Annotated in this window: 11 protein-coding genes; 4 read left to right on the top strand and 7 right to left on the bottom strand. The window is 46.8% G+C overall.

Features of this window, described 5'->3' with window-relative positions; all coding sequences use genetic code 11:
* Positions 1–58 precede the first annotated feature (58 nt).
* Both QUB06_RS28815 and QUB06_RS28810 read left to right on the top strand, forming a co-directional pair.
* Positions 59–1,708, top strand: coding sequence for an ABC transporter substrate-binding protein (locus tag QUB06_RS28815; protein ID WP_333438194.1), 1,650 nt, complete (start codon positions 59–61; stop codon positions 1,706–1,708).
* A 161-nt stretch (positions 1,709–1,869) separates the two neighbouring features.
* The gene (locus QUB06_RS28810; RefSeq protein WP_333438193.1) at positions 1,870–2,529 is read left to right on the top strand and encodes a pentapeptide repeat-containing protein; all 660 of its coding nucleotides are present in this window, start codon (positions 1,870–1,872) and stop codon (positions 2,527–2,529) included.
* Positions 2,530–2,683: 154 nt separating this feature from the next.
* On the opposite strand, the gene QUB06_RS28805 is transcribed toward QUB06_RS28810, so the two are convergent.
* The 6 genes from QUB06_RS28805 to acnB all read right to left on the bottom strand — a co-directional run bounded on the left by QUB06_RS28805 (position 2,684) and on the right by acnB (position 8,366).
* On the bottom strand, positions 2,684–3,442 hold the full coding sequence (locus QUB06_RS28805) for a transposase (protein ID WP_333438192.1): 759 nt from the start codon (positions 3,440–3,442) through the stop codon (positions 2,684–2,686).
* Positions 3,443–3,467: 25 nt separating this feature from the next.
* Positions 3,468–3,656: an IS110 family transposase gene (locus QUB06_RS28800; RefSeq protein WP_325314864.1), complete on the bottom strand. Its 189-nt coding sequence runs from the start codon at positions 3,654–3,656 to the stop codon at positions 3,468–3,470.
* A 647-nt stretch (positions 3,657–4,303) separates the two neighbouring features.
* Positions 4,304–4,684, bottom strand: coding sequence for a cupin domain-containing protein (locus tag QUB06_RS28795; protein ID WP_445251431.1), 381 nt, complete (start codon positions 4,682–4,684; stop codon positions 4,304–4,306).
* Positions 4,685–4,769: 85 nt separating this feature from the next.
* Entirely contained in the window at positions 4,770–5,225 is a 456-nt protein-coding gene (locus tag QUB06_RS28790) for a nucleic acid-binding protein (protein WP_333438191.1), read from the bottom strand.
* A gap of 9 nt (positions 5,226–5,234) precedes the next feature.
* Positions 5,235–5,591, bottom strand: coding sequence for a hypothetical protein (locus tag QUB06_RS28785; RefSeq protein ID WP_333438190.1), 357 nt, complete (start codon positions 5,589–5,591; stop codon positions 5,235–5,237).
* A 159-nt stretch (positions 5,592–5,750) separates the two neighbouring features.
* Positions 5,751–8,366 (bottom strand): bifunctional aconitate hydratase 2/2-methylisocitrate dehydratase, encoded by a 2,616-nt coding sequence (acnB, locus tag QUB06_RS28780; protein WP_333438189.1) that lies wholly within the window; start codon positions 8,364–8,366, stop codon positions 5,751–5,753.
* A 153-nt stretch (positions 8,367–8,519) separates the two neighbouring features.
* Between acnB and QUB06_RS28775 the strand changes: the two genes are divergently transcribed.
* Together QUB06_RS28775 and QUB06_RS28770 are read left to right on the top strand one after the other, a co-directional pair.
* A complete protein-coding gene (locus tag QUB06_RS28775) occupies positions 8,520–8,837 on the top strand; it encodes a hypothetical protein (RefSeq protein WP_333438188.1) in 318 nt (105 codons plus the stop codon).
* A gap of 101 nt (positions 8,838–8,938) precedes the next feature.
* Positions 8,939–13,069, top strand: a complete 4,131-nt coding sequence (locus QUB06_RS28770) for an EAL domain-containing protein (RefSeq protein ID WP_333438187.1) — start codon at positions 8,939–8,941, stop codon at positions 13,067–13,069.
* 133 nt (positions 13,070–13,202) lie between these two features.
* On the opposite strand, the gene QUB06_RS28765 is transcribed toward QUB06_RS28770, so the two are convergent.
* Positions 13,203–13,458 (bottom strand): hypothetical protein (locus QUB06_RS28765; protein WP_333438186.1); only part of this gene is annotated, 256 nt, incomplete at its 5' end.

Here is a 13,458-nt window from a genome sequence, read left to right as displayed (position 1 = left end):
CTAACAGTGCGTAAGTCCTGATAATATAATCAGTAATTTGGAGTGTCAAAAAAAGACGATGATAATTAACAAGCAGCAGCCTAGAATACATATAAAACCTTCAGTGATTAAAGCGATAGCTCTGTTCTTTCTGTGCTGCTTGTTAACTGCAAGTTGTGGACAAAGAACACGTCCATCGGTCACTGCGAGCGGCGAAAATGCTAATAACCGCGTTACTATTGGCACAACTTTGAAATTGCGGACGATCGACCCTGCAGACGGTTACGAAACCTTATCTGGACAATTGCTACGCAATTTGGGCGACACTCTCTACACTTACAAGTCGGGAACTACAGAGTTAATCCCCCACTTAGCGACAGCGATGCCAAAAGTTAGCCAAGACGGATTGACATATACAATCCCCTTGCGTCAAGGCGTTATTTTTCACGACGACACACCGTTTAACGCCGCCGCAATGGAATTTTCCTTGCAACGGTTTATCCAAAATGGCGGCAGTCCGGCTTTGTTGTTGAGCGATGCAGTAGAATCCGTGAAAGCGACGGGCGAATACGAATTAACTTTTCAACTCAAAAAGCCTTTTGCTGCTTTTCCTTCCCTGTTGACATTTTCGGGTATGTGTGCAGTTTCTCCGAAAGCTTACGAGATTGGGCCGGGTAAATTTAAACCCGATACCTTTGTGGGAACTGGACGTTACAAGCTGGCGAAGTACGGCAGCGATTCTCTCAAGTTTGACGTGTTTGACAAGTATTGGGGGGAAAAGCCGGTTAATCAAGGAATTGACATTTTGCTGCTTTCTAGTTCGTCAAATTTGTTCAATACTTTTCAGACTGGTGCTGTTGATGTGGCTTATTTGTCTCTGGATGCAGACCAAGTTCGCAGCTTGGATGAGGGAGCAAAAAAAGGGAAATGGCAGGAAATCGCGGGGGAAAGCAGTACGGTTAATTACATGACGCTGAATATGCAGTCTAAACCGCTGGACAAGTTAGAAGTGAGACAGGCCATCGCAGCAGTGATGGATCGCCCGCTGATTAACGAGCGCGTACTGCTGGGACAAGCACAACCGCTTTACAGTCTGATTCCCACAACCTTGGACGTTCAAAAACCGGTTTTCAAAGAACTGTACGGCGACGCCAACACGGCCAAAGCCAAGGAACTTTTAACGAAAGCGGGATACTCGGCCACAAATCCTTTTGTTCTGCAAATTTGGCATGCTTCGGCTTCAAGAAAAAGAGCTTTAGTCGCGAGTACCATCGAGGCGCAAACTAAACTCAAAATGGACGGGATAATGCAGGTAGAAATTAACAGCGTGGAATCTCCGACTTTGTTTCAAAACATAGAGAAGGGCATTTATCCAGCGGTTTTAGTGGATTGGTCCGCCGACTTTTTTGACGCTGACAATTACATTCAGCCGTTTTTAGATTGTGCCACAGGTTCGGAGGCTGGGGGCTGCTCCAAGGGTGCAAGTCAAAGTCAGGGATCGTTTTATTATAACGATCGGGTAAATCAACTGATCGACAAGCAGCGCAAAGAAACAAACCCTGAAACCCGCAAAGCCATATTTGCCGAAATTCAAGACATACTGGGTAAAGATGTACCTTTCATCCCTCTTTGGCAGGATAAGGACTATACGTTTGCTCAGAACAGCATTACCGGCGTCCGTCTCGAACCGACGCAATCTTTTCCTTTTTGGTTCCTGAAAAAGCAATAATTCGTTACAATAATTTTGGGGAGTTGAAACGTCAATAATTATTGCATATTTTGTACACAACAGGGTGATGATTGTCACAGTTTATCAAAGAGACTGATCACCCGACCCTCCTTAATAATGTGGGATATTATTAAGAGAGAGATTTTGCTGAGGGTGGGTATATGAAACTTGGAATTTTAACAACAACAGGGCTGCTGATTGCGATCGGCTGTGCATCGGGAGTAAAGGCAGAAAACGTATCACACGTCAAGCAATTATTAGAAACTAAAAAATGTAGCCAATGCGACTTGACAGGAGCGCAGCTTGCTGGTATTAATTTAACTGGCGCAGATTTGAGTGGTGCGAATCTGAGCGGTGCAAATTTGAACGGTGCAAATTTGAACGAAGCCAAACTGAATGAAGCCAATCTGAAACAAGCTAAATTGCAAGGTGCAAGTTTAATTGCGGCTAAAATGCACGGGGCTAATTTGGAGGGTGCTGATTTGAGCCGCGCTAATCTGAGTTTGGCTGGTTTAGTGATTGCGAGTTTGAAAAATAGCAACCTCACCAGCGCTAATTTAATCGGCGCTAATTTAGAAAGCGCCAATTTGGCGGGTGCAAACTTGAGAAATGCTCGCCAGTCACTTGCGAATTTATCTAATATCAGCCTAAGAGGTGGCAGTTTGTCGGGAATAGACGTACAGGGAGTCAACTTGCGGGATGCAAATTTGACCAATGCAAATTTGAACGGTGCAAATTTGAACGGTTCGGACTTGACAGGTGCTAATTTAAAGAATGCCAATATGGCAAATGTAGATTTGAAAAACGCTTCTTTGCCGTAGGACGCTCGCCAATTGCTATATCAAATTCTGGTGCTTAACAAACTTAATATAATCAGGTAGGGGCAATTCTGAAATTGCCCCTACAGTTTTAATGGTAGGATTTATATCATGTCCGGTCGATTACCCTTCATCAGGTAGATACTGTCTTGATCTGTCAAGGGGTAGCGAGCAAATAAGTTGGATCGAAAGGCTTTTGGGACTTTAAAATACCAAAAGCCAAATGCACCAACTTCCTCATCAAAGCACCAATCACCTGCATTTTGACCTTTCCACGACCCAATAATCGCTCAGTCATGGCTTTGAGCAAAGGATTACAACGCATCGCCACCACCGCAGGCATATACAATGCCTTTCGCAATCGGACATTTCCCGTACAAGACAAACGAGTTTTGCCATGCACAGAAGTTCCTGAACTACGCTCACAGGGAGTCAAACCTGCATAAGCTGCGAGTTGACGAGCATTTTTGTAATCTTCAATCCGACCAACTTCAGCTAACAATACAGCGGCAGTTTGTTCTCCAATTCCTGGAATCGAAGTCAATAGCTCGCGCTGCTGTTTTAAATGTGGATGTTGGTCAAAATGATCGCTAATCATTTTTTTGATTTCTGCTTGTTGTTCTTTGATGTATTCCAAATGAGCTCTGGTAAGTTTAGCTACGGAAACTGTAGCTGTTTCTAAACGATTCTCTTCCTGTTGATACATTTGGGTCAAAGATTCTAGTCGTCGCAGTAAAGCTTGTAATTCCTTGACTTCAAACGGGGTTGGCTTCCAGAATGACGGTTTAATCGCTGCACAAAAACGAGCAATTAATGCTGCATCTACAGAGTCGGTTTTAGTACGCAAAAGTTCGCTTTTAGCAAACCCTTTAATCCGAGCCGGATTAACCACACTCACCGCGATCGCCTGCTTCATACAGAAACTCAGCTAGGGCATCGACCTAATTGCTCGTGGCTTCCATACAAGCATGAAGTTCTTCAACACCTTGTTTTTTGAGCCACTGATTTAAACTCTCAAACCCTTCGGTATTATTCGTGAACTTTTTTGGTTTTGAGCCACGTTCTTCTTTCAGTAAAAAAACATGAAAGTCTTTTTTACTGATATCTATGCCTAAAAATGTCGGTGTCATTGTTTGCTCCCTGCTCCCTATTTGTATGAAAGAACATGACAGGCAATTTAACTAACCTTATAAATGCAGGCTGTCCCGTGAAAACGAGCGCCTAAGATACTGTCCAGTTTTTTATATGCGCCTGTCATCAGTCATGGGAGCTTATCTACGCAACAGACTTGTGAGTGTCACTCGGGGCGGGCCAACTTCACCAATTTCTGATGTCCGATCACAACACTTTTTACTGTCATGTGTACCTTAAGGAAGAAACTTTAATGGTTTCTTTATCTTTACTCGTGTTACGATTCAATTACAACCGTGTCTGCGGTTAGATTACAACCGTGTCTGCGGTTCTATAGCCTGCGGTCTACGGTTTGAGCGCCTGACTCTTTTAAGATACAAGGGGCGGGTTCACTAACAATATCTGCCAATAATTGACAATCTCAAAAACCCGCCCGGCCGGGATATTATGGTCAATCGAGCGGACATGATATTATCTGGTTTCCTGTCGCTGCGTAGGTCAATAGATTTTAGATTTTAGATTTTAGAATTGAAGCATTGACCCCAGGGATGAATCCGGGGGCTTGTATCCTGGATGCTTTCGGTCATTGTTCGCTGTGTCAAGCTTTTCCCCGGTGTCTGCGATTGCTTCATATTTGGATCTAGGATCAATCTTGCTCGTGAGCATCTTGGGCGAAGCGGATAATGTCATCATCGCCGAGGTATTCACCATTTTGGATTTCAATCATCACCAGGGGAATAACGCCTGGATTTTCTACGCGGTGAGCAGTATTCATGGGAACGTAGGTTGACTGTTTCTGCATGAGAATCGTCTCTTTGTCGTCGCAGATAACTTTAGCGGTACCGGAGACGACAACCCAGTGCTCGCTGCGGTGATAGTGCATTTGGGTGCTGATGTGATGCCCCGGCTTGACTTCAATGCGATTGATCTTATAACGATCGCCCGCGTCTATGACTGTAACTTGACCCCAGTAGCGGGTTTGTGTGCGATCGTCAATTTTTTCTATTGTGTCCACTGTTTCCACCATCCTGTTTATCTCGCCAACGGTGTCTGTAAAAATATCTGTAGTTCAAAGTATAGCAGGGATAGGGTAAGTGCGATCGATTTAAACATTACTCAATTAGCCGCCACTCGCGAGCATCAACAAATTGCGACAAATGCCCCACATTTGTTGTAGCAATTACCACCTCATTGCCTTCACTTGCCTCCAATATTGCTTGAGCCGCCAAAATCACATCCCCGTCAAGTGCATTAGGTTCGGCTGTTGGTCTTCCTCTCATTCTCGAATCAGCCCACAACTGAGCCGCTAAAAGCATTACCTCTGTAGTCAAAGGACGGTAGGGGATTTGCGATTTAAGTTGATCAAGTCGTCTAATACCTTCCGTTTTACCTGCACGAATTAATTCGCGCCTCACCTCATAGTCAGCAATTTCAGGAAGCATGACAATGTAACCTTTTAGCGGCAAAGATTGCAGCCAAAGTTGGCTCTCTTGATATAAAGGAGATGTGGCTTTGGGATTGGTAACAATTCCTAACGGCCCAGAATCTAACAACACTATTCTGCTCATGGAATGCTCTTATATATGCACGGGGCTTTCTTCTAGTGCCTTGCGGAGAACTTCAGCGGTTTCTGTTTGCTCCTGTTCATCTCCATCGTCAACCCAAGACTGTAGCAATTTGCTCAGAGCTTCGTGCTGCTGTACGGGATCGATGGTCTTAATTTCGTTTGTAGCTTTGATCGAAGTATCGGCGGTTCCTGGCTTCATTGTTACTGTGGAGCGAAATAGCCGAATCATCTGAAGTAAGTTTGGCCAATATTCTCTCGGAGTTTGCTGAATCTCCCGCAAAAAATCTACAATTTCTTCGCCTATGCGAGTTTCTGGCGCTGAAGTTGCTGCCGGTTGGCTTTCGCTGATTAAAGCTTGCTCAGGCATAATCACTTTTCTCCTTTCTCAGATTTATATCAAGTTCGATTGATTTACGAAAAGGGGATGGGGGCGGGTCGATCAATATCCTGGACGTGAATTAGAGATGCAGGCGTGAACCCCTACTCATATTATAAACAAAGGGCGGGCAATTGCCCGCCCCACTTTTTACTTGCTCAACACACCATCGGGAATCCCCAAAATATCCTCAATTCGAGGCATATCTTCCAAAGCAATCACTCGCCCTTCATCCTCAAAACCAGCAATTTGATCGAAATTCAAATACCGATACAAATCACCAGCAAAAGGATCGATTCTCTTGGACACAATGTCATTGTATTCTTGGACTGTGGGAATGCGACCTAACAGCGAACAAACGGCCGCCAATTCCGCCGAACCGAGATAAACTTGAGCATCTTTGCCCATGCGGTTGTTAAAGTTACGAGTAGAAGTTGAAAACACCGTTGTCGCATCTTTAACCCGCGCTTGATTGCCCATACAAAGACTGCATCCTGGCATTTCTGTACGAGCTCCAGCGGCTCCAAAAATGCTGTAATAACCTTCTTCTTTGAGTTGCTGTTCGTCCATCCGAGTTGGCGGACAAATCCACAGGCGAGTTTTCACTTCCCCTGCACCTTCCAACACCTTTGCAGTGGCGCGGTAGTGACCGATATTTGTCATGCAGGAACCGACAAATACTTCGTCAACCCGATCGCCCGCAACCTCACTCAACAACTTAACATTATCCGGGTCATTGGGAGCAGCCACAATTGGCTCTTTAATCTCGTTCAGATCGATTTCGATGATTTCAACGTATTCCGCATCAGCATCCGCCTCCATCAGCACCGGATTTGCCAGCCATTCCTCCATCTTCGCCACCCGGCGCATCATCGTCCGCGCATCTTGATAGCCCCGCGCTACCATGTTTTTCAGCAGCGCGACATTGGAGCGAATGTACTCCGAAACAGTCTCCACGCTTAATTTAATCGTGCATCCAGCGCAAGAACGCTCGGCCGTCGCATCGGTCAATTCAAAAGCCTGCTCAACCTTCAAATCGGGCAAACCTTCAATCTCCATAATCCGCCCAGAAAAGATGTTTTTCTTGTTCTGTTTCGCGACGGTTAGCAAACCTTTTTGAATTGCCACATAGGGAATTGCATTCACAACATCCCGCAGCGTTACTCCTGGCTGCAATTCGCCTTTAAACCGCACTAAAACTGATTCCGGCATATCCAAAGGCATAACGCCCAAGGCCGCAGCAAATGCCACCAATCCCGAACCCGCAGGAAAGGAAATTCCCAAAGGAAAACGAGTGTGAGAATCGCCGCCAGTTCCCACTGTATCCGGCAATAACATCCGGTTCAGCCAAGAGTGAATAATGCCGTCTCCGGGGCGCAAAGCTATCCCGGCGCGCTCTGCCATGAAATCGGGCAATTCATGGTGAGTTTTGACATCCACTGGCTTTGGATAAGCGGCCGTGTGGCAGAAACTTTGAATTACCAAATCGGCGCTAAATCCCAAACAAGCAAGTTCTTTCAATTCGTCCCGAGTCATCGGCCCGGTGGTATCTTGCGAGCCGACTGTTGTCATGACTGGTTCGCAAGATGTACCGGGACGAACGCCGGATAAACCGCAAGCTTTGCCTACCATTTTTTGGGCTAAAGTGAAGCCTTTGCCCGTATCTACTGGGATTGTAGGGCGGGTAAAAATAGTGCTGGGTTCTAATCCTAAAGCTGCGCGAGTTTTGTCGGTTAAAGTGCGTCCAATTAATAGCGGAATTCGACCACCGGCGCGAACTTCGTCTAGAATGGTATCAGGTTTGAGGGTGAAGGTGGAGATTATTTCTCCGGCTTCGTTGGTGATTTCGCCTTTGTAGGGATGGATGGTAATTACCATTCCTGTTTCCATTTGGGAGACATCACATTCGATCGGCAATGCGCCGGAATCTTCAGCGGTATTGAAGAAAATCGGGGCGATCGCGCTTCCTAAAATATAACCGCCACTGCGCTTGTTAGGCACAAACGGAATATCATTGCCAATGTGCCACAGCACAGAATTAATCGCCGATTTCCGCGACGAACCGGTGCCGACAACATCACCAACATAGGCTACCGGATTACCTTTTTGCTTCAATTCTGCAATGGTTTGCAAAGCCCCAGGCATCTTACTTTCCAGCATCGCCAAAGCGTGTAGGGGAATGTCCGGCCGCGTGGTAGCGTGTGGTGCTGGCGACAAGTCGTCGGTATTTGTTTCTCCTGGAACTTTGAAGACTGTAACGGTAATCGCTTCTGGCAAAACAGGACGACCCGTAAACCACTCGGCATCCGCCCAAGAATCGACTACCTGCTTGGCGTAGGGATTGGTATCCGACAAAGCTATAACGTCGTGGAAAGCGTCGAATACTAACAACGTTTTGCTCAGTGCCCGGGCGGCGGTGGCGGGAATGGCAATTTCGGCAGTGGGGTTGAGCAAATCGATTAAAGATTGGACGTTGTAACCGCCCATCATTGTCCCCAGCAGGTAAACTGCCCATTTGGCAGCAATTAGGGGGCTGTGGATTTCGCCTTTAGCAATGCCAGTTAAAAAACCAGCTTTGACGTAGGCGGCGCTGTCTACGCCTGGGGGGACGCGATCGCGCAATAATTCTATTAAGGTTTCTTCTTCTCCAGCCGGCGGATTTTTCAGCAGTTCACACAGTTCCGACGTTTGCTGGGCGTCTAGCGGCAGCGGTGGAATTCCCAAAGCGGCCCGTTCGGCCGCGGTACGGCGGTAAGATTCAAGCATTTCTCCTCTCTCCTCGGATAGTATTCAGTGGTTGGCAAGCAGGTGACTTTACTTTTTAGATTAGGAGCTTCCGCTGCACATTGAGTAAAGTACCTCGCTCTTATAAAAACTTAACGCAACTTTAAAAACAGTAGATTGTCATACCAAAGACAGATGTGCTCTCCACCGGGAGTGCAGGATATCAAACTTCAGCCGAGCAGTTTAGGGGCGTTCAGTTGCATAGTTCTGGTTAAGATTAATGTGTTGTGGGGTACTGTCGATCGTCCTCTGCATCCATCCCTGACAACTAAAGCTAGGGAAGCCTTTGTCAATGAGCAATTATGCTCAGCATTTACTCAGATTTTGGGTACAAAACTCAGATTGGCGCGATCGAGGAATCATGCCAAGCGCCATATTTATGCCCACCCACTCCCAAATCGCGAATTTTCTACTCCTAGAAAAGCAGTTTTTTTGAGTAATCTTACTGATTGACAAATGAAATTAATTCTTCAGTTGTTACTAATGCTCTGCGTCTGAAATCGTCATTTACCACAAGTTTAAAAAAGTTGTCCTGCTAATGGATCGATTGAAAAATGGAAAGTTTTATCCCTGAAAACTCTGAAGACTGTCACGGCTGGGCCTCCAAGCCAGACTTGTACAAAGAGCTGCAAGGAACCAAAGAATTACTGCTGACGATCGGCAACTCGATGCCAATGCCCCTGATCGTCAGCAGTCTGGCGGACGGCACAATTCTTTATAGTAACGATTTATGCCGTCAGGCTTTCGGGTTCACAGCCTTCAAGTCGATCGAGCACCAAAAAGCCGAAATGCTCTACCACAACCCTGCAGAGCGCCAGGAATTGCTGTTGCGGCTCGCCCGCAACGAACACGTCCGCGAGACAGAAGTCCGGCTTAAAAAAGCTGACGGCACGCTGTTTTGGGCAAGTGTATCGATGCGGTATCTGACATTGGTGTCGGGGAAAGCTGTTCTGTCGGTGTTCAGCGACATTACGGATCGGAAGCGAGCGGCCGCCAAGGAGCAGGAATTGCTCACGTCAATCCACTCGCGGGCCCGCCAGCAAGCGGCCGTCGCTTACTTGGGGCAGCAGGCCCTGGCCGAAACAGATTTGTCCGCACTGATGGACAAAGCTGCGGTTTTAATTGCTCAAACCCTGGACGTTGATTATTGCCAGGTGTTAGAACTGTTGCCCTCTGGTCATGCTTTTATGCTGCGAGCGGGGGTTGGCTGGCAGCCCGGTCTCGTCGGCAGCGCTACTGTTGCCGCTTCTGCCCGATCGCAAGCAGGTTACACATTGTTAGTGGGCGAACCGACAATCGTCGAAGATTTGCGGGTGGAAACGCGCTTTAGCGAGTTGCCGCTGCTGCACAACCACCGGGCTGTCAGCGGCGTCACTGTAATTATTCCTGGCAATCGGGGACTGGGGAGCAACTGGGGACAAGCAGAACCAGCGAACAGTTCCTCCTCGCGGGCCTGGGGCATTTTGGGGGTTCATACCAGCCAAGGGCGGGTTTTCAGTCAAGATGACGTTTATTTTGTAGAAGCGATCGCCAACGTGTTAGCTGCGGCGATCGAGCGGATTCGATCGCAAGAGCGCTTGCAAATGATGGAACGGGCGATCGAAAGTTGCAGCAACGGCATTGCAATCACCGACGCGACTGTTGCAGATAATCCGATTATTTATGTCAATCCGAGTTTTGAGCGGATTACTGGTTATAGCAGAGACGAGTTAATGGGCAAAAATTGCCGATTTTTGCAGGGAACAGAAACTGACGGCCCCGCTGCCCAACAATTGCGAATTGCGATTGAAGAAGGCAGAGAATCTCAAGTTATATTACGCAACTTTCGGAAAGACGGCACGCCTTTTTGGCACGAACTGTCGATCGCTCCGGTTTACAACTCCCGGCGACACTTAACCCACTTTATTGGAGTACAAACAGACATTACCGACCGCCAGCGTTCGGAAGAAGAATTATTTTTAAATTCTCAAGCTTTAGCAGCTTTTAGCGCTAATCTTAAACACTTGCACCGGATTACAACTTATCATTATCAAAACTTTGAAGAACTGGTTGACGATTATCTAACAGCAGGCTGTTTGATGTTTGGACTTTCTATGGGCATCATGGCTGAAGTTGACAACGAGACTTTTATTGTCAGAGCCGCGAAAAGCGATTTAGAATACTTCGTGCGAGGCTTAGAATTGAACCTCAGCGATACTTACTGCGCGGCAGTCATTAAACTTAACAAAACTGTTGCGTATTCTCATATAGGAGCTGATATTGAGATGCGCGAACATCCTGCTTATCAGAACTGCAAGTCGGAATCTTACATCGGAACGCCGATATTTGTCAACAATAAAACTTACGGAACCTTGAGTTTTAGTTCGCCAGAAATAAAGAAAAGAAAATTCAAGTACGAGGAAATAGAAATTATAGAATTGATGGCTCAAAGTATTGGCAAAATTCTGGCGGTTCACCAAATGGAAGTCGAACGCCAGCAAGCTGAAAAAGAGCGATGCGAGTTGATAGTATCTCTCAAAGAAAGTGAAGAACGCTATCGCCGTTTAGTAGAACTATCTCCCGAAGCGATCGCCGTTCACAGTCAAGGGAAAATCGCCTACATCAATGCTGCCGGCGCGAAACTCCTCGGTGCGAGTTCTCCCGAAGCGCTCATCGGCTTTCCCGTATTGCATTTCGTCCATCCAAACTATGTGGAAACAGCCAGAGAGCGCATCCGGCTAGTCGAGACAGAAAATCAGCCGCTCGACCTTGCCGAACAAAAACTGATGCGGCTTGACGGACAAATAATAGACGTTGAAATGGCCGGCATCCCCGCTACTTATCAAGGCTCCACCGCCGCCCAGATTATTATCCGAGATGTCACCGAGCGCAAGCGAGTAGAACGGCAACTGCTGCACGGCGCTTTTCACGATGCGCTGACAGGTTTGCCCAACCGCCTTTTGTTCCTAGACAGGCTAGGACAAGCCATCCGCCGATCCAATCAGTCCCCCGATTACAAATTTGGTTTACTTTTCCTAGATTTAGACCGCTTCAAAGTAGTTAATGATTCTTTAGGACACGTTTTAGGAGACAAACTGCTAATTGCCCTCGCGCAGCGACTGCAAACCTGCGTCCGGGTTTCTGATACCGTCGCCCGACTGGGGGGAGACGAATTCACCATCCTGCTAGACCACATTCAGAGCCTCAGCGACGCCACCCTCGCAGCTAAAAAGATACAAACAGAACTGACGAAGCCGTTTCATCTCGAAGGACACGAAGTATTTACCACCGCTAGCATTGGCATTGTTTTCAGTCGAGGCGAAGCCACCGACAGTGGCGAATCGAATTCGTACACTCACCCGGAAGAATTCCTACGCGATGCTGACATCGCTATGTACCGCGCTAAAGCTTTGGGTAAGGCCCGCCACGAAGTGTTTAATTTGGCGATGCACGACCAAACAATGTCGCTGTTGCAGTTAGAAACTGACCTGCGGTTGGCTATTTTGGGCAAGGAGGAATTAGGAGAGAGCAAGGATCAACGTTCGCACTTTATTGTGCACTACCAACCGATTGTTTCGCTCGCCAGCGGTGCGCTCGAAGGTTTTGAGGCCTTGGTGCGCTGGCACCACCCAGTTCGGGGTTTAGTTCCGCCGTCTACTTTTATCCCTGTAGCTGAAGAAACAGGTTTGATCGTGCCTCTGGGAGCCTGGGTGTTGCGGGAAGCTTGTCAGCAATTGCGGATTTGGCAAGAAATGTTAACAGAGGAACAGAGAAGAAGTCCAATGGAAGTCGGAACGAGGCCCTTCGACTCCCTTCGGCTGCACTCAGGGCAAGTCGCTCAAGGTAACAAGAAGGAAGAAGGCGCTTCGACTTCGCTCAGGGTAACAACAGGAAAAAGGGCAACGGGCAATGTAGGGGATTTAACTGATGTAACAGATACAGGGAATGAGGAACACGGAACTTTTACTGAGCGTAGCCCCAGTATTGGCCACAGGGAAGAAAGAATCGGTAAAAAATTACCAATTCCCAGTTACCAATTTCCGATTAGCGATTTCCACTCCCCAGTTACCAATTCCCAATTCCCAATTCCCAATACTTCGGCTACGTTAAGTACAACTTCCCAGGTACCTATTCCGAATTTTAAATTACCAATTATTGATCCTTCGCAATTAACAATGAGCGTCAATCTCTCTCCTAAACAGTTAGGTTTCCCGAATTTAATCGAGGAAATCGATGAAATTTTAGCAGAAACAGGCTGCGACCCGAGCTGTTTAAAATTGGAGATTACTGAAAGCGCGATCGTGGAAAATGTCAAGAAAGCCAATATTGTGCTAGCAGAATTAAAAGGTAGAAATATTCGATTGTCGATCGACGATTTCGGTACTGGATATTCGTCTTTAAGTTACTTGCACCGTTTTCCGCTGGATACACTGAAGATCGATCGATCTTTTGTAAGTCGCTTGGGCGCTGTCGAAAACGGCGACGACGGGGGTCAGCCTTTGCAGATTGTGCGGGCGATCGTAACTTTGGCTCACAATTTGGGATTGAATGCGATCGCCGAAGGTGTAGAGACAGCCGAACAGTTAGCACAGCTTCGAGAACTAGACTGCGAATTAGCTCAGGGATATTGGTTTTCTAAACCTTTGGATAGTTCTGCCGTGACAGAAATTCTGATAAATCTCGGTAATAGAGAAATTAGAGACTGAGTGAGGTAGAGATTGGTAAATAGTGCGTCACATCCTGAAGACATTTTTGCTACCAACTCACAATCTCAAAACTGATGCACCAGGGAATAAATTGTGCATCAAAATTAGATTTTTGGTGATGATATCAAATCTGTTAGGATCGGAATTCTTCATCTGCGTGAATCCGCGTTAATCCCTTGTCATCGGCGGTTAATACATTCTCTTTTTTAAACCGCAGATGAGGGCAGATAAACACAGAGTCACGCAGATGAATGGGTTCAATTCCGGTTGTACCGTCCGTGATTGTTGAGTATTGATATCGTTTCCGGTTGCATCGGAATGATTTAACCGCAGAGGGCGCAGAGAACGCAGAGGGAGAGAATACAGAGAGGAATAATTCCGATGCTACC

Origin of the sequence: Microcoleus sp. D2_18a_D3 (genome assembly GCF_036702455.1) — a bacterium.
In the GTDB taxonomy this organism is placed as follows: Bacteria; Cyanobacteriota; Cyanobacteriia; order Cyanobacteriales; family Microcoleaceae; genus Microcoleus.
Note: the sequence above shows the minus strand (reverse complement) of the source record. Positions and strands in the feature narration are given on the sequence as shown.

What these genes read in the sequence shown, in the direction of transcription:
- QUB06_RS28815 (WP_333438194.1), top strand. Translation starts at nt 59, where the DNA reads ATGATAATTAACAAGCAGCAGCCTAGAATACATATAAAACCTTCAGTG.
- QUB06_RS28810 (WP_333438193.1), top strand. Translation starts at nt 1,870, where the DNA reads ATGAAACTTGGAATTTTAACAACAACAGGGCTGCTGATTGCGATCGGC.
- QUB06_RS28805 (WP_333438192.1), bottom strand. Translation starts at nt 3,442, where the DNA reads ATGAAGCAGGCGATCGCGGTGAGTGTGGTTAATCCGGCTCGGATTAAA.
- QUB06_RS28800 (WP_325314864.1), bottom strand. Translation starts at nt 3,656, where the DNA reads ATGACACCGACATTTTTAGGCATAGATATCAGTAAAAAAGACTTTCAT.
- QUB06_RS28795 (WP_445251431.1), bottom strand. Translation starts at nt 4,684, where the DNA reads ATGGTGGAAACAGTGGACACAATAGAAAAAATTGACGATCGCACACAA.
- QUB06_RS28790 (WP_333438191.1), bottom strand. Translation starts at nt 5,225, where the DNA reads ATGAGCAGAATAGTGTTGTTAGATTCTGGGCCGTTAGGAATTGTTACC.
- QUB06_RS28785 (WP_333438190.1), bottom strand. Translation starts at nt 5,591, where the DNA reads ATGCCTGAGCAAGCTTTAATCAGCGAAAGCCAACCGGCAGCAACTTCA.
- acnB (WP_333438189.1), bottom strand. Translation starts at nt 8,366, where the DNA reads ATGCTTGAATCTTACCGCCGTACCGCGGCCGAACGGGCCGCTTTGGGA.
- QUB06_RS28775 (WP_333438188.1), top strand. Translation starts at nt 8,520, where the DNA reads ATGTGCTCTCCACCGGGAGTGCAGGATATCAAACTTCAGCCGAGCAGT.
- QUB06_RS28770 (WP_333438187.1), top strand. Translation starts at nt 8,939, where the DNA reads ATGGAAAGTTTTATCCCTGAAAACTCTGAAGACTGTCACGGCTGGGCC.